The following is a 21983-nucleotide window of genomic DNA, read 5'->3' as shown; positions in this document are numbered from 1 at the left end:
TCTGGCCGACGGGCGCCGGTTTGGTTACCCCTGTCAGCGGCCTGCCTGCGTACCGAGGGGCTATTCGTTGGCAAAAATAACCCAAGTTTTTCGGCGAAAAAGGCCATAGCTTTGCATTATAAACTGTAAACAGCCGTAACCTCGTTCATGAATACGACGTCCGTTGTCCCCGTAATGGACAAACTTATTATCTACCAGATTTTTACCCGGCTGTTCGGTAACACGAATACCACCAACCGCCCCCATGGCGAAAAGTCGGAGAACGGGTCCGGAACATTCGCCGACATCAACGACGCAGCGTTACGGAGTATCCGGCAGTTTGGGGCCTCGCACGTCTGGTATACGGGGGTGCTGGAGCACGCTACCCAGACCGATTACGCAGCATATGGCATTCAACCCCACGATCCGGCCGTGGTCAAAGGCCGTGCGGGTTCTCCCTACTCGGTCAGCGATTATTATGATGTCGACCCTGATCTGGCCGTTGAGGTGCCGAATCGGATGGCCGAATTCGACGCCCTGATCGAGCGGACCCATGCACACGGACTGCGGGTCATCATCGACTTTGTACCGAACCACGTGGCGCGGCAGTACCAGTCCGACGCCAAACCGGCGGGGGTAGTCGATCTGGGCGAGCAGGACGATACGACGGTTGGCTTTGCGCCCGATAATAATTTCTATTACCTGCCCGGTCAGACTTTTGTAGCCCCGGCCGGGAACACCAATGGCCCCGCCCGGCTGCACGAATACCCGGCCAAGGTTACCGGGTCGGGCTCCATTACGGCCACGCCCGATAGCAACGACTGGTATGAGACTGTAAAGCTCAACTACGGGATCAATGTCTTCGACGGCAGCCGTCATTTCGACCCGATACCGGCCACCTGGCAGCAGATGCTCGACATCCTGTTGTTCTGGTCCGACAAAGGCGTCGACGGGTTCCGTTGCGACATGGCTCAGCTGGTGCCGGTCGAGTTCTGGCGGTGGGCCATCGGACGGGTGAAACAACGGTATCCGCGGCTTATTTTCATTGCCGAGATTTACGAGCCGCACCTGTACCGGCCCTTTATTTTCGACGGTGGGTTTGATTATCTCTACGATAAGGTGGGGCTGTACGATGCGCTGCGGGCGTTGATGGAAGGTCACGGCTCCTGCTACGACCTCACGCGGGTGTGGCAGCAGCAGTCGGGCGATTATGCCCAGCACATGCTCCGGTTTCTGGAAACCCACGACGAGCAACGCATTGCCTCGCGGGTTTTTGCCAATACGCCCTGGGCGGCTGTGCCGGCCATGACCCTGGCCGCTACCATGCATACCGGGCCGTTTCTGCTGTATTTCGGGCAGGAGGTAGGCGTTCGGGCCGAGGGCAGCGAAGGATTCAGTGGCGACGACGGCCGTACGACCATCTTCGATTATTGGGGCATTCCCGAGTGGCAGGGCTGGCTCAACGCGCAGCCCGGCGAGCAGGGCCGTTACGACGGTGGGGGGCTCTCCGACGAACAGCGGCAGCTGCGGGCGTTTTACCAGCAGCTCAACCACCTCGTCAACGGCTCCGACGCCATCCAGAACGGTTATTTCTACGATCTTCAGTGGGCTAACGACAACGGCCAGAGCATAGGCTACGACGCTCATCAGCTGTACAGTTACCTGCGCTATACCGATCGCCAGAAACTGCTGATCGTCTGTAACTTCTCGGCGCATACAACCTACGAAACCACCGTTCAGCTGCCAGGCCATGCGTTCGCTACTCTGGGGCTGGACCCCATGCGGACTTACCGGTTCACCGATATTTTTCTGAGCGATACGCAGGTAGAGGCTGTGGGCCGCGAGGGGGTTGCGCTGTCTGTTCCGCCCCGCAGTGTTCGGGTGCTGGAAATTAAAGCCTGACAAAATCGGTACTTTATCCGGCTTGCGTCGTCCATACGACGTAGGCAACTGTTATCTCAATCTATGAAAAAAAGGTTTACCCTGGGCGTACTTTTAACCATAGCAACGGCTTCGCTGGCTCAGGAACCGATAGCGGTGAAGCTGAGTCAGTGGGCCAGTGCCGGCGGAAAAACACCCGCCGAAACGGCCGTGCAGGTCGGCAAGCAATTGATCGGTAAGCCGTACGTAGCCAATACGCTCGACCTGAACGCGACCGAGCAGCTGGTGGTCAATGTAGACGCCTTCGACTGTACGACCTACCTCGAAACGGTGCTGGCGCTTTCACTGGCGCGGTTCGAGCTGTCGGCAAAAGCGACGCCCGCGCAGCTCGAACGTAGCTTTCAGCAGTATCTGACCCAGCTGCGCTACCGCAATGGCCGCATAGACGGGTACGCCAGCCGACTTCATTATTTTTCGGACTGGCTCCGCGATAACGAACGAAAGGGGTTGTTGACCGACGTTACCCGCGAACTGCCGGGAGCTATGTCGGTGGCCAAACCGGTGTCGTACATGACAACCGCCACGTACCGATACCCGGCCCTGCGTGATCCGGCAGTATACCGGCAGATGGCGCTGACCGAAGCCGAGCTGAACCAGCAGACGTTTGCGTTCATCCCCAGGAAGAACATCCGGCAGGCTGAGAGCCAGCTGCGCGAGGGTGACATTGTGATGCTGACCGCGGCCCGTCCGGGTCTCGATATGAAACACGTTGGGCTGGCCGTTCGTCAGCCAAACGGTCGTATTCACCTCCTGCACGCATCGTCGGAGCAGGGCCAGGTCATGATTACCGCCCAGCCGCTAAGCGACTATGTGCTGTATCATAAGCGACTATCGGGAATCCGGGTGGCGCGGTTGCGGGCGGGTAGTGGGGCACTCACGGCCGTTGTGAATCAGTAACTTAGGCCACCTTTATCCGATGCTACGAACGCCCTGGCCCCGTACGGTACCGGGGCGTTTTGCTAGGCTCCGAACGCCGGAAAATCGTCTAGGAAACGGATTTCGGCCGTGTCGTGGTCAATGCAGCAGCAGTAGTGGGTCAGCCCGTTGGAAACAACGATATACGGCGCCCGGTGAATGTGGTTATAGCGGGTAATCTGATCAAAAACGGCCTGGGTCAGCGGCACGTGGGGGGCTTTGCATTCAACGACCAGAAACGGTTGCCCCTGCCGGTCAAAGGCCACTACATCGGTCCGTTTCTGCGTCTGGTTGAGCGTAAGCCCGCCTTCGGTTCGGATAAGGGCCTTCGGGTAGGCGTAATGCGTCAGCAGCAGGTTGACAATATGTTGCCGAACCCACTCCTCGGGCGAGAGCCGGACATACTTCCGGCGGAGTAAGTCGAAAATATACGGTTTCCCTTCGACTTGCTTAGTTTTGTGATCAAAAGGGGGCAGGTTCAACGCAAGCATACCCCAAAAATACAGAGAAAGCATCGACAACCGGGAATAATACACCAGCAATTTGGCTCACTCCCGGCAATAATAGGCTGCTCTTTTTAATCCCACTTTGTACCTATGAAAACGAAAGAAGAGATTGTCAATAACTGGCTGCCCCGGTATACCGGAACCCCCATCGAGCAATTTGGCGAATATGTCCTGCTGACCAACTTTATTAATTATGTAGAGCTGTTTGCGGAAAAATTCAACACCGAAATTTTTGGGCTGGGCCGGGCCATGCAAACCGCTACGGCTAATAACATCACCATTATCAACTTCGGTATGGGTAGCGCTATGGCCGCTACCGTCATGGACCTGTTATCGGCCATCCGGCCGAAAGCGGTTCTGTTCCTGGGCAAGTGCGGAGGGCTGAAAAAGACCCAGATTGGCGATTTGGTGCTGCCCATCGCGGCCATCCGGGGCGAAGGAACCAGCAATGATTACATGCGTCCGGAAATTCCGGCCCTGCCTTCGTTCCGGTTGCAGCGGGCGGTGTCGTCGATGATCAAGAAGCACGAACTCGACTACTGGACGGGTACGGTCTATACCACGAACCGGCGCATCTGGGAGCATGACGAAGTGTTCAAAGAATACCTGCGCGAGACCCGGGCGATGGCGATCGATATGGAAACGGCTACGATCTTTACCGTTGGCTTTGCGAATTCCATTCCACATGGCGCCCTGTTACTGGTGTCTGATAATCCGCTCGTGCCCGAGGGGGTAAAAACCGAAGAAAGTGATAAACGGGTTACGGGACAGTTCGTTACCAAACACCTCGACATTGGCATCGACTCCCTGCTCGAACTCGAAATGTCCGGCGATTCGGTGAAGCACCTGCGCTTCGAATAACAATGGGAGGAACGGATTTTCCAGGCGAGCGGCTGTCGGTTTCGGGCAGCCGCTCGTTTCGTTTATACAGACCAGGAAAGTCGTATAGCGATCGATGGCCTCGGATACTGATGATACATTGGGCGGACAAAAAAAGCACCAGACGGGCGCCTGGTGCTTCATTAGATAGGTCGATAGCTTAGGTAAAGAAACCTGAGACGCTGCCATTAGTCTTTGTTGTGTATCCTGTCTTGTTGTATCTGGCTGTCATCAGGCCAGATACAACAAGACAGAGCCGGTTTCGGCTATTCTCTCTACTGGTTAGTCAGTCACCGTAATTTTATAGGCTTTTTTCTCCATGACCTCGTTTAAAACAGTAGGTCTAGCGAAATGAAACTCCAGCGTAGTAGTTCCCTTGGCGAGCGCAGTATAATTCCACACCTGGTTTCCCCACACAGCTGAATTTTCGGGATTCACAACCGTGTTCATGCTGTTCATCTTAAGAATTGTGGCATCACCAGCGTTTACTAAATTCCAAATTACTCCTGTTGAACCGGCAGAATATTGCACTGGTAAAGTCAGGTCGAATGTGGCTCCTTTCTTAACGGAGAGGGTGGTAGTATTTTCTGGAGTAACACTTTCGGATTCTCGCTTACAGGCTGCAGCGCCAAGAACGAACAGGAGTAGTACAATTGAAGTTACGCGTTTCATAATGATTTTTAAGTTTTTACTTTATCGATGACTCTGTCCGAATAAAAAGGGTTGTAATGAATGAATAAATTTTTTGGATTTATTTTTAATTATTTTTCTCTAAATATTATATAGAGATAGTATTGAAACGTGAATGGTATATACTGAACTTAACATATTGTATTTGTAGGAATTATTGTTGTTGTTGATAATAATTTATGATTCGTGTAAATATGATTTGTTTGTAAAATCTTGATTGTTAATGATTTGACTTCTATAGGTCAGTCGTCACTAGTTGCTTATCGATGAATTAGAAATAATCATTAACTGAGATTTGTAGTCTGATGAGTATGTAATATGGCGTACGGAGATCTATAGATAGTAATTTTTTAGCCTGAATTTTTTTTTGATATTTTAAAATTGAATACACAATAATACTGTAGGAACACACTAGTAAAATGCCTGTTGAATAGCATTTCTTGTTTATTATCGTTTTTGTTTTCAGGATTTGTTCTGTGAAGAATTTTTCTGTTGTACAATACTGTTAAATTAATTGTAATAGATGAATAGATCATTTTACTCTATTTGTTGTAGTTATACCATTGTTTCTCAGGCCGTTTAGTTTCCGTATACTTCACTTATATATTTTGTAGGGATTAAATTGGTGAGCTTCTTGTAAAATAGGTTGCTGCATTAAAAATACAAAATAAAAAATCTGCCTTTATATTTTTAACAAAGTCAATATCGAACTATAAAAAGTCAATTATATAACCAAACAGGATATTGAGGCAAGTTAATTTTGTACGATTTCTATTTATTCAATTCATTATTAACACTATAAGCCTGGATAGATATGGAGAAAATACTACGTTTCCTACGCTTCGGTTTCTCCCCGTGGCGTGTATGGATGATGGGTTTATACCTCATTCCTGCTGTTTTGATAAGCTCAGCACATTCGTATGCTCAGGAGTTAATAAGTGTATCAGGTACGGTTCCAGACTCTACCGGAATCACGCTGCCTGGTGTCAGTATACTTATTGATGGAGCGACAAATAAAGGAACGACAACGGATACAGATGGAAATTTTAAACTGACTGTGAGCCCAGCCGCTACGTTAGTATTCAGTGGCGGAACAGCAGGTATTGCTGAGATGCTGATCCAGAGCCACGAGGGATACATTGATCTGTTACCGGCTATTCCCGATGGCTGGAAAGGAGAGGGGGCCGTCAAAGGACTCAAAGCCCGCAGTAATTTCACGGTCGATTTTTCCTGGAAGAACGGTCGGGTTACCAGCTACCGGGTTACTTCTCCCACGGCCCGGCCCCTGAAAGTCAATGTGAACGGCCGTATGCGAAATGTGCTTTCAAAAGCTTTTCGTCAGCAATAGCTGTAGCGAGCAGGCTGTTCCGTTGAGCTAAACCCAGAAAGGCTCCGTAAGCGTATAGGAAGTTTTACGATCATGAACGCTGGAAGCACGGCTGATCATGGCGTTGCTGAATCGGCGGATTAATGAACCGCGTCACCAGAAGATAGTAGGAACATACGGACTTTCGCGGATCGATGGCAATAAAAAACCGGGCGTATATGTGCTAACGCCCGGTTTCTTTATACGATGGGTAATAACTCACCGCCGGTCCGAAGCCGAACTGGTGAGCAACTGGCGAATCAGGGGTGTATCCAGTGCTTGTTCAGGGTTAAACTGGTCGCTGTTCATATACCGAAGCAAACTGTATTTCAGCTGACGGGCAGGGGGCCTGTTGCTCAGATCCGTTTCCAGATCAACGCTACAAACCAGCAATTTCCCCTTACCTACTTTTCCTTCAAACGCCAGGGCCAGTCGTCGGTTCTCAAACCAGGTGTCGATCGGCTGGATAACCGGTCTGAACCGCTTCGGAAACTCATTCAGAATCATAGGCTGGGCGTGGCTGACAACATCATGCCACTGGTAATCACTAAATGACTCGGTTGGGAAATGGGCCAGAGCCGGGTGTTTCGGATTACAAACCAGACCGAGGGTATGAGGGGGTTGTCCCATGGTCCAGGAAGTATTCCAGAAAACTGTCGAAAAACCGATTTTTACCTGTGCCCCTTTGTCGGGTGCAATACGGCCGTAAGGAAGCAGCAAAACCGTAGCGCCCTGCTCCAGCCGTTGCACCACCTCATCCGTCATAGAGTGAGCTATCAGTACATTACCTACGGCAGCATCAGCCCTCAGACCAGCCGGATAGACCCAGAGGTGCCAACTGTTTTTCACGGCTGAGTTGACCAGCTGGACCGTCAGGGTAAGGCGGGTCGGTTCTTTGATAGAAGCCAGATCGACATTGATCAGGCCTACCGGCTGGGCATTATCGATATGAACCCGCTCTTTGTTTAGTTTACCCTGAACGAGCACCTTCGACTGGTCATCGGTAACCGACCAGCTGACGGTCTGGTTGGTTAGTTCATGAGCACCAAAATGAGCAATCTCAATAGCCGCTTTTACGGATTCATTGGTCTGAAAAACAAGTTTGTCGAGCCGGGCCAGCAGTACCGTTGCATTGCAGAACTGGCTGTATTCGCTTTTCGAGGTATAGGGCTTAGGCTCATAAAAAACATCTAACGCGCCCACTAGTGCCGTTCCCTGCCCCGGAAAATCGTGGAGGCCCAGCAGCTGAAAACCGCCAAAACCAGGAGTTCGAAGGGCCGCTTCTATGTCGGCTTTGTAACAGAGAGTCTGGAGCCTGCCCGAGGCCATCAGAAAGTCACGGGCCTGATCGCCCATTCCCTGATCCTGAAGCGTCTGCCGGAAAATCTCAAAGTTGGTTGGTTTTAGCACCCCGGTGTATTTGGCCATTTCATCGAAGTTGGGATACACACACCATTGCCCGATTTCGTGGCTGATATAAGGAACTTTAGATGGCCTGATGATAGTACGCCAGTCGTAGTCGGTTCTTGGCTTGTCGCGGTTGATGATGCTGGCCAGCCCCTCTCCCCACCGTTGAATTCGGGCATCTGAATGGATATGAAACTGGTTCTCGGGTAGCATAGGCCACCCAGCTCCGCTCGTATACAGGCGTCGGGTATCTTTGGCTTTGAAGTGGAGTACCCATTTGCCCAGAAAATTGCCCTGATTAACGCCTGCAGGTTCATTGCCGTACGACATCATACAGAACGAGGGGTGATTCCCATATGCCTTCAGCATGCGCTCCGATTCCTGATAGATAAAGTCGTCGACCAGACCACCTGCCCCTACGGCGCTACCCTGGTTGGCCCAGGACGGGCTTTCTACGTATAGATATAAACCCAGTTCATCCGCTACCTGGAAGGCGGCCTCCGGTGGGCACCAGGAGTGAAAACGTAAATGGTTCAAACCATGCTCTTTCAGCGTTCGCATGATTTTTCCCCAGTGTTTGTAGTCCGTTGGCGGATAACCTGTAAGCGGGAAGGCAGCGCAGTCTACGTCGCCCCGCAAAAAAACCGGTCGGCCGTTTACGGTAATGCGGGTTCCTTTTGTGCCTATCTCGCGCATGCCAAACGTTACCTTTTTCCGGGAGATAGTATCTGCCCTGTTACCAACCACTACCAGCGAAAGCTCGTAGCGGTTCGGCGAAAATTCATCCCAGAGCTGTGGAGACGGTATGGAATAAGTCGTTTCGAGCGTTGTGTTCTCGGCCGTAAGCTTAATTGCCTTTACCTGCTGAGGGAGGGTTGATCGGCTGTTCTGTAGCGAACGAACCTGCATCAGAAGCTTACCGGAAAACGTCTGGTTTCGGGGCTGGCTAAAGCCCACCGTTACCCGGATGTTTTTCTGAGAAATATTCGGATATACCTGAACCTCATCCAGCGCGGTGAGACTGCCCGACCGTAGGGACAGGTTTCCGACGAGGCCGTTCCAGTTGGTTTGCGTATGATCGGATATGCTGTGCGAGTTCTGGCCAATGTAAACCTGGGTGTTGTTATCGACGCGTATGGTGATGGTATTTTTTCGTCCGGCCTGAAGCAGATTGGTAAGATCGAACTGATGGGCCGCTACGAGGCTGTTCTGGCTGCCGGCAAACTGCCCGTTTACAAAAACCATAGTTTTCCAGTGGCAGCGTTCCAGGTTGAGCACCACCCGCTGCTTTTTCCAGCCGGCTGGTATGTCAACCTGCCTTCTGTACCAGGCTGGTCCGACGTAATATTTTACTGGTTTCAGCCAGAACGGAATTTTTAAATCCCCTTCTCGGAAGGATTGGTACGATTTTGAAAAAAAATAGGTGCTGTCAACCACGTCGCCGGTCCAGGGCGTTTGTAGTGTCACTTCATTGCCCTTTCCGTGTTCCGTTAATGAGCCTGGCAGGCTGATCGTATCGGGGAAAGGTTCTGACCACCAGTGTCGACGGATGCCCTCATCGGTAGGGTCCAGCCGTAGTTGCCAGGTGCCGGCCAGGGTTAATTCCGACTGCGCAATTGAGTTGTAGAGGCCAAGCAGTACCAGAAGAGCGGTTAATGTAGTTCTGATTTTCATACTGAGGTGTTAACCAGGTAAGGACTGGTGTAACAGGTGCAAATGACCGCTTCTCTCCGTTACGCTTCCATGATGGTTCTTCTGAAAAAGATATATGTTATTCTGATTTGATTGGGCAGGCACATGCCCGTCCTGCCGATAATCGGACGGCTAAGGCGCTGACTTTTTTACGTCATTTATGCCGCCTGTGCGGTTTATAGTACAGAGGCTGCGTTTCTCTCCGGAGATCTACAATAAAACAGCCACACCCGACCCTGATCGGCGTGTGGCTGTTGCGTTCCGGTAGCGTACGGACGCTTAGTTGCAGTAATCGCTGATGACTTTATACGATGGGTTGTAGCCCAGCTCGCCCGCTTTGGAGAGGTCGAGGCAACCGCCATTTTCGTCGCCAAGGCTGTGTTTGATAATGCCCCGGACGTAATAGACTTCGGCATAGCGCGGATTGAGCTTAACGGCGCTGTTGCAGTCCATGATCGCTGCGCGCTGGTCGCCCTGGGCCGATCGGATCAGGCCGCGGGTAAAATAAGCCTCGGCGTAAGTTGGATTAAGCTCTATGGCTTTGTTGAGATCGAGCAGCGCGGCTTTGGGGTCGCCCTGTTTGCTCTTGCTGACGGCCCGGCTGAAATAGGCTTCGGCGCGTTCGCTGCCCAGTTCGTTGATTTTGTTACGTTCCTGCACCACGTTGCGCAGGTTATCAAGGGTGGCGCGGTTGATCCGGCCGCTGTAAACGACTTTAGCCTCGGTATTGCTGTTGTTGATCTCGATGGCTTCGTTAAAATCCTGGATGGCACCTTTCTGATCGCCGAGCTTACTGCGGCAGAACCCCCGTCCGTAATAAGCCGCGTAATTATCGGCTTTTAGCGCGATGGCCCGGTTATAATCGGCCAGGGCGCCTTTGTAATCGTCGAGCTTGCCTTTGGCGAAACCACGGTAAAAATGAGATTCGCCGTCTTCGGGGTTCAGCTCAATGGCCTTATTGAGATCGGCCACGGCACCGGTATAATCGTTCAGTTCGGTTTTCGATATGCCCCGGCCGGCGTAGGCCTGTGAACGTTTGGGGGTTAACTCAATCACTTTGGCAAAATCGGGGAGGCTGCCCGCGTAGTCGTTGAGCTTCTGTTTGGTAATGCCGCGCACGTAGTAGGTCTGTACGTTGGCCGGATCCAGTTCGATGGCTTTGTTGAAGTCGGCCAGGGCTCCGCTGTACTGGTCGATGCGGCTCCGGCTCAGGCCCCGGTTGTAGTACGTCTGCGGATCGTCGGGGTTCAGTTCGATGGAACGGCTGTAGTCGAGGAGGGCGCCCCGGTGGTCATCCTGTTTGCTTTTGCTGATACCCCGGCTCAGATAAGCCAGTGCGTCTTTGCCGTTCAGTTCAATGGCGCGATCGTAATCAAGCACGGCCCCCCGATGGTCTTTCAAGCTAGCCTTGGCCACACCCCGGTTGTAATAACTGACCGCATTGTCGGGGTTCATGGTGATGGCCATACTGAATGCCTGTAATGCCCCTGTGTAATCGCCGGACTTACTTTTTGAGACACCACTTTCAAAAAAATCAACGGCGGTTTGCTGAGAAAAGACGGGTTGGGTGAGGCTGACACACAAAAGTGCCGTTACCGACAGGAGATGTCGTTTCATAAGTAAATACAAAGTGACAGGTGGTGAGAGATATAGTTAGTTTGGGTGCTAAAAATAGACCTTTGCCATGTGCAAGCCAAGTTGCTATATATTAATTTTCAAAAATCGGATAATTGTATAAATGATACTAAATCCATCTGATTAACAGTCTATTGCCGTTCCTTACAGGCAGGTAGGTAGAGTCGCGCGGGATGCATGTAGTCCGGTTTTTGTCTGACAGTCTTTGATCAGGTGATCTGCTTGAAGGTGACATTTTGTCGTGATGTGCGGTCTTTTCTTAGATTATTAAGACAAAATGGCTGTGTTTATGCCCTGGTACAGGATTTGAGTTAGGAAGGTTGTGTTTGACAATGAACAATCAACAGCAACTAGATAAAGCAATGGCAACCTTAGTTCGATATAACCGCACTCCTTCGTTCTTTAATCCTTTTTACGTTCGCCCGGCTGTAACGCGTTTTTACAACACCAGGCCAAACGTACCGGCCGCTAACGTGAAAGAAACAGAAACCGGCTTTACGCTGGTGCTCGCTACCCCCGGTCTGAAGAAAGAAGATCTGAAAATAAACGTAGAGAATAACATCCTCACCATTGCGTACAAGCCCGAAGCGACCGAAACCGCCGAGACCTTTACGCATCACGAGTTTGGCGTGAACGCTTTTGAGCGCGGTTTCCGCCTGCCCAAATCCGTTAATGCCGACCAGATCGCTGCTTCCTACACCGACGGCATCCTGACCGTAACGCTGCCGAAAGTAGACGTGAAAGAAGAAAAACTGGTGAAAGAAATCGCCATCGCCTAAGGGCAACAGGCGTTTTAACAGAAAGCCCGTATCGATCGATACGGGCTTTTTTTATACCCAACGATCAGGCTGTGATTACCCGAGAGCGGCCAGAAACGCGTCCAGCTTTCGTTCGTCGAGATAACCGTTGGTACGCACTCCGCTGCAAATGTCGAGTCCGAACGGCTGCACCTGCTCAATCGCCTGGCGAACATTGCCGGCATGCAGGCCACCCGCCAGAAAGACCGGCACCGACGACTGCGCCACAATCTGCCGGCTGATCAGCCAGTTGTGTTGCCGACCGGTGCCCCCCAGTTCCTTAACGGCCAGGTTCGGGTTACCCGAGTCCAGGAGCAGCGCATCGGCCCCGGCCTCAACGGCGGCCAGTGCTTCGGCTATGTTTTGCTCATCGATCACGTGAATGACCTGAACTAGTTTAACTGCGGGTAGCGCATCCCGAAGCTGGGCGTAGGTGCCGGCTGGTACGGCGTCGACGAGCTGGATGGTGTTGGCACCTACGCGCTGCTGATGGGCCAGTATATCGGCTACCGTCCGTTCGCTGGTGAGCATGAAGGTGGCCACAGGCGGGGGCGTGGCCCGAACAACGGCAGCGGCCAGTTCATCGGCCACCACACCGGGGCCGCTGGGCATACGGCCTACCAGACCGAGTGCATCGGCGCCCAGTCGAATGGCCAGTCGGGCTTCGTCAATGCTGCTGATGCAGCAGATTTTTAGGCGGGTACGCATGAGGTAAGCTAGATTTAACGGTCCGGGCCGGAATTTTTTGGCGAATATCCGGTTATTTCTCAAACGTTCATGACGAATGATACCCCCTTCTCCGGCTACTGATACCTACGCGTCGCTACGTATTCCTGACTTCCGCTATTTTGTGATGAATAGTTTCCTGATCACGGCTACGCTGCTGATTCAGGAGGTGGTTCTGGGGTACGAACTCTATAAAATCACCCACGATCCGCTGGCGCTGGGCCTGGTGGGGCTGGCTGAGGCCGTCCCGTTTATTATTCTGTCGCTCTTTGGCGGGCACCTGGCCGACCGGCGCGACAAGAAGCGGATTCTGCAATGGAGTCTGGCGGTAATTATTCTGGGGTCTATCATCCTGTATCTCACGTTCCAGCCGGCGGTGGTAGCTAAGCTGTCGCAAACGGTGCGGCTGGCCACGATTTATGGCGTACTGATGCTGATCGGCACCGCCAAAGGGTTTTATTCGCCGGCCAGTTCGTCGCTGAAGCCGTTTCTGGTACCGCGTGAATTATATGCCAATTCGGCCACCTGGAGCAGTTCGTTCTGGCAAACGGGTGCGATTGTCGGTCCGGGCGTGGCGGGCTTTCTCTACAGCGGGCTGGGGTTCGATAATACGCTGCTGGTAGTCATCGGCCTGCTGGTACTCTGTTTCTGGCTGATCTCGCTGGTGAGTCGCAAACCGGTGCCGGTGAACGAGGCTCCCCAGGCCGGTTTCCGCGAAAGCCTGAAAGAAGGTTTCCGGTTCGTATTCGATACGCCCATCGTGCTCTATGCGATTTCGCTCGACCTCTTTTCGGTACTGTTTGGTGGAGTCGTGGCCATTTTGCCGGTATTTGCCGAAGATATTCTGCGGGTCGGTGCCGAAGGACTGGGCTTTCTGCGGGCCGCCCCGAGTATAGGGGCCGTGCTGACGCTGGCGTTCATGACCCGGTACCCGCCCATCCATAACGCCTGGCGCAACATGCTGCTGGCGGTAGCCGGTTTCGGGATCGCCACGATTATTTTTGCGCTGTCGACTAATTTCTACCTCTCGCTGCTGATGCTGGGGCTGACGGGCGCGTTCGACAGTGTGAGCGTCATTATCCGGCAAACGATCATGCAGATTTTTCCGCCCGACCACCTGCGGGGTCGGGTAGCGGCCGTGAATGGCATCTTTGTCAGTACGTCGAATGAGATCGGCGCTTTTGAATCGGGGGTCGCGGCCCGGCTGTTCGGTACGGTGCCGTCGGTACTGCTGGGCGGAGTGGTAACGCTGGTGGTGGTCAGCTATATTTTTGTACGCTCCAAAGCCCTCTTTGCGGTAAAGCTGAATTAAAAAAAACCGGCTGATCGTGTCCCTCTAGCGGGCAGATCAGCCGGGTTACTGGCGGTACTCAGGCCTGAGCCTGCTTCGTGGATGCATGATAGGCGGTAAGTTATGCGCGTACAGTTGGCGCATTCAGTTCATGAATAAACGCGTTCACATCGATGGATTCGTTGAGCAGAACCCGCGTATTGAAAATTTCCCAGAACAATTCGTCCGAGAGCTGGTAGTCTTTCTGCAACCGGATCATGTCACGGATGCTTTCTTTCAGGGGCACGGCCGGCATAGCCATAGGCTGATCGGATGACTGGAAGGTCATTGGTTGATACGAGTTCATGCTGCAAGGAGATTAGTTGTGTCAGTATCTTTTGTACGCGAGTTTGTAAACGCGCTCATGTAGAGAATGTTTAGCCAAAAAGATGCCTGTATTTCGGTCATGTTGAAATACTACCAGCGTTTCTATCCATACCGGCGGCTGAACCCTGATTCGAAGCAGAATTGTTCAATTCAAACGTATACATTAAAAAATAGATCAACCGGTATAAACTCGTCTGTATGAAAAACATCGTCAGCTGTTTATTGATTGTCCTGCTGGGAATTGGCGCTACCGCCCTGATTCCGGCTACGGCCCCCAAACCGCGGAAGCTGGTTAAAGTCTGGGAAACGGATACCACCCTGCGCGTACCTGAATCGGTTCTCTATGATGGGCAGAACACCCTGTATGTAACCAACATCGATGGTAAGTCCGACGCGCTCGATGGAACCGGATTTATCTCGAAGGTATCCCTCGATGGCAAGATCGAGAACCTGCGCTGGACATCGGGTCTCAATGCGCCCAAAGGTATGGGGCTATACAGGAACCGGCTCTACGTTACGGATGTGTACCGGCTCGTCGTCATCAATACCGAGACGGGACAGGCCGAGAAAACCTACGATGCCGTTGACCAGAAAACCGCGTTCCTGAACGATGTGACAATAGCCAAAGATGGGACCATCTACGTGTCAGACAGCCGCAGCGACAAGATCTACCGGCTGAAAGAAGATAAGTGGGAGGTCTGGATGGAAGGCGAGCAACTCAACAAACCCAATGGCGTACTGGCCGTTGGGAAGGATAAACTCCTGATTGGCTGCACGAAAACCGGGGCACTGCGAGCCGTAGACATCAATACCAAAACCATGACGACTATGGCCGAGGGCATGGACCGGACCGACGGTATCGTGTCCGAAGGCAAAGGAAACTACCTGGTGTCGGACTGGACCGGTCAGGTGTTTCACGTCGACGCCAAAGGAGCCAAACAACAGCTGCTCGATACGCGCAAAGAAGGCATCAACGCGGCCGATATCGACTACATTCCCGGCCGGAGGCTGCTGATCGTGCCGACGTTTATGAAAAACAAGCTGGTAGCCTATGAGCTAAGCCGATAAGCTGGCCCGTGAGCTGATCGATTCGTTATAAACCAAACGACGCGACCGGGCTTCGGTCGCGTCGTTTGGTTTGTTAGGCCAGAAGCCGGGCGGTTGCCTGCTGGGCCCGTTCGGCGCCGAAACCGGCGCGGGCATCCTGCATATGGGCTACGATCAGGTCGGTGCCGAGGTTGCCGATGCTGCCTTCGTGGGTGTGGTGCAGCTGGCGGGGCGGCTCGTAGGTGTGCTGGGCAATCTCCTGACCCACGATCCGGTACGCTTCCCGAAACGGCACACCCTGAAGCACGAGTTCGTTGACCCGCTCCACGCTGAAGAGCAGATCGTACTTCGTATCGTTGAGCAGGCTGGGCTTCACCTGCAGGTGCTCGAGCATGAATTCAGTGATTGACAGGCAGTCGAGCAGTTCGTCGAAGGCGGGCATCAGCACTTCTTTCAGAATCTGCATATCGCGGTGGTAGCCGGAGGGGAGGTTGCTTAGCACAAGCGTCACTTCCATCGGCAGCGCTTTCAGCCGGTTGGTCTTGGCCCGGAGAAGCTCGGCTACATCGGGGTTTTTCTTGTGGGGCATAATGCTGCTACCCGTCGTGAGCGCGTCGGGCAACGTCAGGAAACCGAAGTTCTGGCTGTTGTAGAGGCAGATATCCATAGCCATGCGCGAGAGGGTAGCGGCCACCGCAGCCAGGGCCGTTAGGGCCGTCTGCTCGGTTTTACCCCGGCTCATCTGGGCGTAAACTACGTTGACATGCATGCCTTCGAACCCGAGCAGTTCCGTGGTGAGTGAGCGGTTGAGCGGAAACGAAGAGCCATAGCCAGCGCCGGACCCCAGCGGGTTTCGGTTGGCCAGCCGGTAGGCGGTCTGCAGGGTCAGCATATCGTCGGCCAACCCTTCAGCATACGCACCGAACCACAGGCCAAACGACGACGGCATGGCAATCTGGAGGTGCGTATAGCCCGGCAGCAAATCATCTTTGTGCTGCTCCGACCGACTGACGAGCCTGTCGAACACCCGCTGAACGCTGTCGGCAACGGCCAAGAGCCGGTCGCGGGTAAATAATTTGAGGTCGACCAGCACCTGGTCATTCCGCGACCGACCCGAGTGAATTTTCTTGCCTACGTCGCCCAGCGCCCGGGTCAGCAGCAGCTCAACCTGCGAGTGTACGTCTTCAACGCCTTCTTCAATGACGAACGTACCGGCCTGTATCTGCGCGTATATCTGTTTCAACTCCCGGCTGATATCATCCAGTTCGGAGCGGGTCAGCAGATGGATGGTCTCAAGCATCTGCGCATGAGCCAGGTTTCCCAACACGTCGAACGGAGCCAGGAACAGGTCCATCTCCCGATCGCGTCCAACGGTGAAGCGTTCGATTTGGTCAGCGGTACTGACGCCTTCTTTTTGCCAGAGTTTCAAGGTGGTGACAGCGTAAAAAGTGTGATCGGGCAACCGGCTGGTTTAGAACCCGCCTGCCCGGATAAGCCATGTACGGGCGCAAAGGTACAAACGGACCGGGGCGTTTGTGCGGTTGGCGCGTGGTTAGATCGGAGGAAGAACCGGCTTTTCCGGCTACTGAGTACAACGTAAGCACCCATGAACCGAAAAATAACCCGCCAGACGTTTCTGGCCCAGGTCACTGCCCTGACCACCACCACGGCCCTGACCCCGGCTTTAGCTGCCCCCCAGTCGGCTGCCCGTGTAACCGACGATAAAAAAGTACGCGTCGCCGTCATTGGCTGCGGCAGTGTCTCGAATATGTACCTGCCGCACCTGAGCAAGTCGCCGTTCGTTACGCTGGTCAGCACCTGCGATATTCTGCCGGAGCGTGCGCAGCAGGCCGCCACGAAATACGCCATCCCGAACCACTACCCACACATCGACGCGCTCCTGGCCGGGGCGCCCTTCGACCTCCTGGTCAACCTGACCAATATGCAGGAACACGGTCGGCTGAACCGGCAGGCCCTGCTGGCTGGCAAACACGTATGGAGTGAAAAACCGATGGCCAATAGCTACCGCGAAGGTCGTGAGCTACTCACGCTGGCTATCCAGAAGAAGCTCCGGATCTGGGGCGCTCCGGCGGTGGTGCAAAGTCCGCAGTTTGCGTTTATGGCGCAGGCTATTCAGGAGGGCAAACTGGGGCGGGTGTCGGCCGCCCACGCGCATTACGGCCACCTCGGCCCCGACTGGTCGGCGTTTTTTTTCGAGAAGGGGGGCGGTAGTCTGCCCGATCTGGGGGTCTACAACATCGCCACCCTGACGGGCCTGCTGGGGCCGGCCCGTTCGGTGATGGCCATGACCAGCATCGTAACCCCCACCCGCAATACCGGCAACAAAGGCCCTATAGCCGTAGTCGCCGAGGATAACGCCATGGTATTGATGGAACACGCCAACGGTACGCTGTCGCACATACAGTGCGGATTCAATTATTTCGATCCCTACGGACACGAAGGCAAGGGGCAGGAGAAACCGACTATTTCGGTCTGGGGCACCAAAGGAAACCTAGCACTGATCGGTTACGACTGGGCACCGTTCGGGGTCGATCTGGCCACGCTGGACGACGAAAAAGGGCAGCGATACGCCACCGACCGGGCCGATTATGTCTGGGAAATGGGGGCGTCGGTAGTGGCCGAATGTCTGGCTACCGGCAAAGAACCGTTTATCCGGCCCGAACATGCCCTGCACGTTCTCGATATCATCGAAGCCGCGCGCAAGTCGGGCGATACCGGCCAGCGGATCAAGCTGGCGTCGACCTTCCAGTGGCCCGTGCGGAGCTGATCAGCCCGTTACGTTGTCAGGAACCGGCTGCTGGGTTGGCTCGATGCGGAGCTGTTTCCCAAACCACCAGAAACCGGTTGCCGACAGGAGCGCGATGCTGGCCATGATCAGCCAGTGGCTGGCAAAGCCAACGTAGGTTACCATCAGTGAGCCGAACGCGGGCGAGGTGGTCTGCGCAAAGGCTCCGCCCATGGCATACAGGGCCAGGTACTGCCCCCGCGTGGCCGGGCTGGCCCGCTCTACCGTGAAGGACTGCATAAAGGGTATGGCCAGCATCTCGCTGATGGTAACCAGCATGATAAACGAGAACGCAACGCTCAGCCCGGTGAAGCCCGGTAGCCCGGCCAGCGACAGCAGCGCGTACGACAACGCGCCCACTACGACCCCCATGCCGATGAGCCGGGGTTTGGGGACCTGCCGTTGCTCAAGACCATAGACCAGCGCCATCTCTACGGCAACGATCACCAGTCCGTTCAGCGCCATAAAGCCGCCGATGGTACGCTCGGTCAGGTTCAGTTCCTGCTTGAAAAACAGCGGTACAAGGGTGAACAGCTGCATGAACACCATCAGATACAGGGCCGAACAGACCACAAAGCCGACAAAAAGCCGGTCGCGGTACGGCGACTGCGCGGGTTGATGCCCGGCCGTCGGTGCGTTCGGCAGGTGGCTGCCGGCCGGGGGGCGGGTCAGCGGCTGGTCCGTTGCGGGCCGGGGCAGAAAGGAGCCCAGCACGATGCCGGCCGCTACGCAGGTTAGCCCGTCTACCCAGAACAGCAGGCTATAGTCGACACTGGCGAGCCAGCCGCCGAGACCGCCCCCCACCGCCCAGCCGAGGTTGATGGCCAGCCGGTTGAGCGAGAAAGCCCGGGTGCGGGTGTCGGCGCCGGCATAATGAGCCACGGCCGCCTGGTTTGCCGGCCGGAAGGTATCGCCCAGCAAGGTGAAGACAAAAACACTGCCGCACAGGGTGTAAAACTCGGTTACGAACTGGAGCAGCAGCAGAAAAACACCCCCCGACAGCAGGCTGATCAGCTGTACGTAATAAAAGCCGTATCGATCGGTGAGCCGCCCACCCAGAAACGTTCCCACGAAAGCGCCCACACCGTAGACAGCCATGATGATACCGGCGTTGGTGACGGAAAAATGCAGATGCTGGGTCAGGTATAGCGTCAGGAAAGGCAGCACCATGGTGCCGCAGCGGTTGATGAGCATCACACCCGCCAGGAGCCAGACCGATGGCGAGAGACCCTGGTAGGCATTGCGATACAGACGAATTGTACGTTGCAGCATGGCCGCAAAGGTAGGCGTTTCGGCTGGCTCAGCCTCGGCGCTGGGCCGCCGGGTCCTCGCCGGGGGCCACAAATATCTTTTTATCGGTAATGAGCGGGCGGTGCTCCTCCAGAAACGCTTTGAACAGCCTGATCTCTTCCAGCTGCCGGTCAATGGGGTGGGTCAGGCTGTAGCTTTCTACGTACACGTCATTAAAATCCGTGATGACGTATTCCATCAGCCGGATTCCTTTTCGCTTCAGCGCGTGCAGGTACAGGTTCTGGTGGTTGAACAGATACCGGTCTTTCTGGTACGAGCCGGTTGTTTTCAGGTCAACTGCCTTGAACGTACCAATCAGGTCGACATAGCCGTAGAACAAAACGTCGTCGATCTGCCACTGACAAAATACCTGCGTGTCGACGATAGGGCGGGGCAGCAGCTTACGAACCCGCCGGACAATTTCCGGGTCGAAGCGCTCTTCATTGGTGCCCTTGACAATGGCTTCCTCGAACGAGGTGCCGCGCTCCTGGGCGTCGGTGGTGGGCGTTGGCACCCGGTTGATGCTGTCAATCAACGCCTGGGCCGAGAGATTACCACCACGGACATAGCGCGAAAAAACGTTGAGCAGCGATGGGTAAAAACGATAGTGTACAGACATGCGTTTGCCAGATGAGGGCCTGAAGATAGAGACAAAAGCCCCAACGTGTCAGGGCCTTACCGGGTTAGAACAGAAAGGGCTTACCGACTGGCAACGGCGGTCGAGTCCAGTACCTGGCGTACGTCGGCGGTCGAGACGGGCTTACCGGTTTCGGCCGCGCGGTAGATGGCTTCGATCAGCTGAACATCCCGCATGCCCATCTCGCCCGGAACGGTGGTTTCTTTGTTGTTCAGAATGCAGTCGGCAAAGGCATCCATCTGGCGGGCCTGCTGGTTCACGTTCTCGATGTCCATCTTCCCCCGGCTGGTTTCGCCCTTGAGGCCATCGTACTGATAGGCCGGGGCCAGCTCGAACCAGCCGCTGGCCGCTTCGGCCCGTAGCTTATTGTACTTGTCGTTGTAGCTGGTTCGGCAGTCGGCAACGGACCCGTCGGCAAATCTTAACTGGAAGTCGATTCCTTCTTCTACCTCTTTGAACTTTTCTTTGTCCGTTACAGGGTGGAATTTAGCCGTAACCGAAATGGGTACCTGGCCCTTGGTATAGATGGCGCCCTGAATGCAGTAGACACCAACATCGGGCAGGGGGCCGCCACCCGCCAGCCCTTTGCCCAGCCGCCAGGGGGTATCGTTGCCCTGTTTCTGGCCGTTTTCGGCAATGATCCGGTTAACCTTCCCGTAGGTCTCTTTCTGGCCCAGTCGCATCATCTCCAGATTATGGGGCTCAAAATGAAGCCGGTAACCGATCGAGAGTTTCTTGCCTGCTTTCTTACAGGCATCGATCATCTTCTGACAGTCTTCGGCGGTGGTAGCCATCGGTTTTTCGCAGATGACGTGCTTGCCGGCCTGAGCCGCCCGGATGACGTATTCGGCATGGAGGGCGTTCGGCAACACCACGTACACGATGTCGATTTCGGGATTGTCAGCAATCTGGTCGAAAGTCTTGTAGGTGTAGGCGTTCTTATCAGGGATGTCGTATTTCCGTTTCCACTTGTCTATTTTTTCGGGGGTGCCCGACACAATCCCTGCCAGCCGGCAGTACTCCGTTTCCTGCAGGGCCGGGGCCAGTTCGCCCTCGCTGTACTTGCCCAGCCCGACCAGCGCAATGCCCAGTTTGCGGCCCGACTCGGTTCGGCCTGAGCCAGCGGCATCGGTGCCTGCCGTTTCGTTGTTCGAGCTGCCTCCGCAGGCTTGCAGACTCGCCAGGGTAGCCAGGCTGGGTATGGCCACGGCCGCTGCGCCCAGATGCCGGATAAAGTCCCGGCGGATGAGCGAGGAGTTGGGAATAAACAAAGGCGAACGGTTCATAAGAGCAGGAGTTGTTTACGGGTCATTGGTCTGATTACTATAGCTGTCAACCCGGTCAAAATTGAAATGTTTGGATTGGTATAGTAATCAACTAGGTAAAGTAGTTTAACCTTATTGACTCAATGGGGTTTACTCGGTACATCGTTCTCCATGCCCTTATGAGCAGATTGAGACCAGGCGCCGGCCTGTTGGCGGGCGTATTGGCGTCGCTGTCGGTACGGGCGCAGCCCATTCCGGTGCCGGCCGATTTTCTGAATGAGTTTTGGTACAAAAACAGCCTCGTTTACAACCTCGACGTTGAGGTGTTCAAAGACTCCGACAACGACGGTATCGGCGATGTCAATGGCCTGACCCAGCAGCTCGGTTATCTGAAGAACCTGGGCGTCGACGTAATCTGGCTGTCGCCTTTTCAACCAACGCCCAACAAAGACGACGGCTACGACGTGTCCGATTTTTACCGCATCGATAAGCGCCTGGGCACCGAGCGCGACTTCCAGACGTTCATGCAGCAGGCCAGCCGCCGGGATATCCGGGTCGTGATGGCTCTCGTTATCAACCACACCTCCAACGAGCATCCGTGGTTCAAAGAGGCCCGGCGCCGTAAGGATTCGCCATACCGATCGTGGTATGTCTGGTCGAAGGAGCGGCCTAAGGACTGGAACAAAGGCATGGTTTTTCCGGGCGTACAAACCGAAACTTAGGGTGGCTCAGCAACCAGAGTTGGGCC

At 54.4% G+C, this 21983-nt stretch carries 19 protein-coding genes; 9 read left to right on the top strand and 10 right to left on the bottom strand.

Annotated elements, in window-relative coordinates:
* The first annotated feature begins 147 nt into the window (after positions 1 to 147).
* Together EQG79_RS20595 and EQG79_RS20590 are read left to right on the top strand one after the other, a co-directional pair.
* Positions 148 to 1881 carry an alpha-amylase family glycosyl hydrolase gene (locus tag EQG79_RS20595; protein WP_165358934.1) on the top strand — a complete coding sequence of 578 codons (1734 nt, stop codon included), beginning with the start codon at positions 148 to 150 and terminating at the stop codon, positions 1879 to 1881.
* A gap of 63 nt (positions 1882 to 1944) precedes the next feature.
* Complete coding sequence (locus EQG79_RS20590) at positions 1945 to 2817, top strand: N-acetylmuramoyl-L-alanine amidase-like domain-containing protein (RefSeq protein WP_077923809.1); 873 nt, start codon at positions 1945 to 1947, stop codon at positions 2815 to 2817.
* A gap of 62 nt (positions 2818 to 2879) precedes the next feature.
* Here EQG79_RS20590 and EQG79_RS20585 read toward each other — a convergent pair whose 3' ends face one another.
* Positions 2880 to 3326, bottom strand: coding sequence for a type I restriction enzyme HsdR N-terminal domain-containing protein (locus EQG79_RS20585; protein ID WP_077923808.1), 447 nt, complete (start codon positions 3324 to 3326; stop codon positions 2880 to 2882).
* A 105-nt stretch (positions 3327 to 3431) separates the two neighbouring features.
* Between EQG79_RS20585 and EQG79_RS20580 the strand changes: the two genes are divergently transcribed.
* Complete coding sequence (locus EQG79_RS20580; RefSeq protein WP_129603641.1) at positions 3432 to 4202, top strand: AMP nucleosidase; 771 nt, start codon at positions 3432 to 3434, stop codon at positions 4200 to 4202.
* Positions 4203 to 4502: 300 nt separating this feature from the next.
* Here the strand turns inward: EQG79_RS20580 and EQG79_RS20575 are convergent, their stop codons facing one another.
* Entirely contained in the window at positions 4503 to 4892 is a 390-nt protein-coding gene (locus EQG79_RS20575; RefSeq protein ID WP_077923806.1) for a protease inhibitor I42 family protein, read from the bottom strand.
* A gap of 832 nt (positions 4893 to 5724) precedes the next feature.
* Between EQG79_RS20575 and EQG79_RS31565 the strand changes: the two genes are divergently transcribed.
* Positions 5725 to 6258: a glycoside hydrolase family 95-like protein gene (locus EQG79_RS31565; protein ID WP_129603639.1), complete on the top strand. Its 534-nt coding sequence runs from the start codon at positions 5725 to 5727 to the stop codon at positions 6256 to 6258.
* Between the two features lie 237 nt (positions 6259 to 6495).
* Here EQG79_RS31565 and EQG79_RS20565 read toward each other — a convergent pair whose 3' ends face one another.
* Both EQG79_RS20565 and EQG79_RS20560 read right to left on the bottom strand, forming a co-directional pair.
* Complete coding sequence (locus tag EQG79_RS20565; RefSeq protein ID WP_129603637.1) at positions 6496 to 9357, bottom strand: sugar-binding domain-containing protein; 2862 nt, start codon at positions 9355 to 9357, stop codon at positions 6496 to 6498.
* A 297-nt stretch (positions 9358 to 9654) separates the two neighbouring features.
* A complete protein-coding gene (locus EQG79_RS20560) occupies positions 9655 to 10992 on the bottom strand; it encodes a tetratricopeptide repeat protein (protein ID WP_129603635.1) in 1338 nt (445 codons plus the stop codon).
* Positions 10993 to 11372: 380 nt separating this feature from the next.
* Here EQG79_RS20560 and EQG79_RS20555 point away from each other — a divergent pair, with 380 nt between their 5' ends.
* The gene (locus EQG79_RS20555) at positions 11373 to 11789 is read left to right on the top strand and encodes an Hsp20/alpha crystallin family protein (protein ID WP_077923802.1); all 417 of its coding nucleotides are present in this window, start codon (positions 11373 to 11375) and stop codon (positions 11787 to 11789) included.
* Positions 11790 to 11864: 75 nt separating this feature from the next.
* Here EQG79_RS20555 and EQG79_RS20550 read toward each other — a convergent pair whose 3' ends face one another.
* A complete protein-coding gene (locus EQG79_RS20550; RefSeq protein ID WP_077923801.1) occupies positions 11865 to 12515 on the bottom strand; it encodes a phosphoribosylanthranilate isomerase in 651 nt (216 codons plus the stop codon).
* 76 nt (positions 12516 to 12591) lie between these two features.
* Here EQG79_RS20550 and EQG79_RS20545 point away from each other — a divergent pair, with 76 nt between their 5' ends.
* Positions 12592 to 13845 (top strand): MFS transporter, encoded by a 1254-nt coding sequence (locus tag EQG79_RS20545; protein ID WP_077923800.1) that lies wholly within the window; start codon positions 12592 to 12594, stop codon positions 13843 to 13845.
* Positions 13846 to 13945: 100 nt separating this feature from the next.
* On the opposite strand, the gene EQG79_RS20540 is transcribed toward EQG79_RS20545, so the two are convergent.
* Positions 13946 to 14170: a hypothetical protein gene (locus tag EQG79_RS20540; RefSeq protein ID WP_236648906.1), complete on the bottom strand. Its 225-nt coding sequence runs from the start codon at positions 14168 to 14170 to the stop codon at positions 13946 to 13948.
* 218 nt (positions 14171 to 14388) lie between these two features.
* On the opposite strand from EQG79_RS20540, the gene EQG79_RS20535 reads away from it, so the two are divergent.
* Positions 14389 to 15258 (top strand): SMP-30/gluconolactonase/LRE family protein, encoded by an 870-nt coding sequence (locus EQG79_RS20535; protein WP_129603633.1) that lies wholly within the window; start codon positions 14389 to 14391, stop codon positions 15256 to 15258.
* A 73-nt stretch (positions 15259 to 15331) separates the two neighbouring features.
* Here EQG79_RS20535 and argH read toward each other — a convergent pair whose 3' ends face one another.
* Entirely contained in the window at positions 15332 to 16666 is a 1335-nt protein-coding gene (gene argH / locus EQG79_RS20530; RefSeq protein WP_129603622.1) for an argininosuccinate lyase, read from the bottom strand.
* Positions 16667 to 16843: 177 nt separating this feature from the next.
* Here argH and EQG79_RS20525 point away from each other — a divergent pair, with 177 nt between their 5' ends.
* Entirely contained in the window at positions 16844 to 18025 is a 1182-nt protein-coding gene (locus tag EQG79_RS20525; protein ID WP_129603620.1) for a Gfo/Idh/MocA family protein, read from the top strand.
* Here EQG79_RS20525 and EQG79_RS20520 read toward each other — a convergent pair whose 3' ends face one another.
* The 3 genes from EQG79_RS20520 to EQG79_RS20510 all read right to left on the bottom strand — a co-directional run bounded on the left by EQG79_RS20520 (position 18026) and on the right by EQG79_RS20510 (position 21256).
* Positions 18026 to 19315: an MFS transporter gene (locus tag EQG79_RS20520; protein WP_129603618.1), complete on the bottom strand. Its 1290-nt coding sequence runs from the start codon at positions 19313 to 19315 to the stop codon at positions 18026 to 18028.
* A 28-nt stretch (positions 19316 to 19343) separates the two neighbouring features.
* The gene (locus tag EQG79_RS20515) at positions 19344 to 19952 is read right to left on the bottom strand and encodes a hypothetical protein (protein WP_129603616.1); all 609 of its coding nucleotides are present in this window, start codon (positions 19950 to 19952) and stop codon (positions 19344 to 19346) included.
* Between the two features lie 80 nt (positions 19953 to 20032).
* The gene (locus tag EQG79_RS20510; protein ID WP_129603614.1) at positions 20033 to 21256 is read right to left on the bottom strand and encodes a Gfo/Idh/MocA family protein; all 1224 of its coding nucleotides are present in this window, start codon (positions 21254 to 21256) and stop codon (positions 20033 to 20035) included.
* A gap of 158 nt (positions 21257 to 21414) precedes the next feature.
* Between EQG79_RS20510 and EQG79_RS20505 the strand changes: the two genes are divergently transcribed.
* Positions 21415 to 21957, top strand: coding sequence for an alpha-amylase family glycosyl hydrolase (locus EQG79_RS20505; protein WP_129603612.1), 543 nt, complete (start codon positions 21415 to 21417; stop codon positions 21955 to 21957).
* Positions 21958 to 21983 lie beyond the last annotated feature (26 nt).

Source organism: Spirosoma sordidisoli, from assembly GCF_004138325.1.
GTDB lineage: Bacteria > Bacteroidota > Bacteroidia > Cytophagales > Spirosomataceae > Spirosoma > Spirosoma sordidisoli.
Note: the sequence above shows the minus strand (reverse complement) of the source record. Positions and strands in the feature narration are given on the sequence as shown.

What these genes read in the sequence shown, in the direction of transcription:
- EQG79_RS20595 (WP_165358934.1), top strand. Translation starts at nt 148, where the DNA reads ATGAATACGACGTCCGTTGTCCCCGTAATGGACAAACTTATTATCTAC.
- EQG79_RS20590 (WP_077923809.1), top strand. Translation starts at nt 1,945, where the DNA reads ATGAAAAAAAGGTTTACCCTGGGCGTACTTTTAACCATAGCAACGGCT.
- EQG79_RS20585 (WP_077923808.1), bottom strand. Translation starts at nt 3,326, where the DNA reads ATGCTTGCGTTGAACCTGCCCCCTTTTGATCACAAAACTAAGCAAGTC.
- EQG79_RS20580 (WP_129603641.1), top strand. Translation starts at nt 3,432, where the DNA reads ATGAAAACGAAAGAAGAGATTGTCAATAACTGGCTGCCCCGGTATACC.
- EQG79_RS20575 (WP_077923806.1), bottom strand. Translation starts at nt 4,892, where the DNA reads ATGAAACGCGTAACTTCAATTGTACTACTCCTGTTCGTTCTTGGCGCT.
- EQG79_RS31565 (WP_129603639.1), top strand. Translation starts at nt 5,725, where the DNA reads ATGGAGAAAATACTACGTTTCCTACGCTTCGGTTTCTCCCCGTGGCGT.
- EQG79_RS20565 (WP_129603637.1), bottom strand. Translation starts at nt 9,357, where the DNA reads ATGAAAATCAGAACTACATTAACCGCTCTTCTGGTACTGCTTGGCCTC.
- EQG79_RS20560 (WP_129603635.1), bottom strand. Translation starts at nt 10,992, where the DNA reads ATGAAACGACATCTCCTGTCGGTAACGGCACTTTTGTGTGTCAGCCTC.
- EQG79_RS20555 (WP_077923802.1), top strand. Translation starts at nt 11,373, where the DNA reads ATGGCAACCTTAGTTCGATATAACCGCACTCCTTCGTTCTTTAATCCT.
- EQG79_RS20550 (WP_077923801.1), bottom strand. Translation starts at nt 12,515, where the DNA reads ATGCGTACCCGCCTAAAAATCTGCTGCATCAGCAGCATTGACGAAGCC.
- EQG79_RS20545 (WP_077923800.1), top strand. Translation starts at nt 12,592, where the DNA reads ATGATACCCCCTTCTCCGGCTACTGATACCTACGCGTCGCTACGTATT.
- EQG79_RS20540 (WP_236648906.1), bottom strand. Translation starts at nt 14,170, where the DNA reads ATGAACTCGTATCAACCAATGACCTTCCAGTCATCCGATCAGCCTATG.
- EQG79_RS20535 (WP_129603633.1), top strand. Translation starts at nt 14,389, where the DNA reads ATGAAAAACATCGTCAGCTGTTTATTGATTGTCCTGCTGGGAATTGGC.
- EQG79_RS20525 (WP_129603620.1), top strand. Translation starts at nt 16,844, where the DNA reads ATGAACCGAAAAATAACCCGCCAGACGTTTCTGGCCCAGGTCACTGCC.
- EQG79_RS20520 (WP_129603618.1), bottom strand. Translation starts at nt 19,315, where the DNA reads ATGCTGCAACGTACAATTCGTCTGTATCGCAATGCCTACCAGGGTCTC.
- EQG79_RS20515 (WP_129603616.1), bottom strand. Translation starts at nt 19,952, where the DNA reads ATGTCTGTACACTATCGTTTTTACCCATCGCTGCTCAACGTTTTTTCG.
- EQG79_RS20510 (WP_129603614.1), bottom strand. Translation starts at nt 21,256, where the DNA reads ATGAACCGTTCGCCTTTGTTTATTCCCAACTCCTCGCTCATCCGCCGG.
- EQG79_RS20505 (WP_129603612.1), top strand. Translation starts at nt 21,415, where the DNA reads ATGAGCAGATTGAGACCAGGCGCCGGCCTGTTGGCGGGCGTATTGGCG.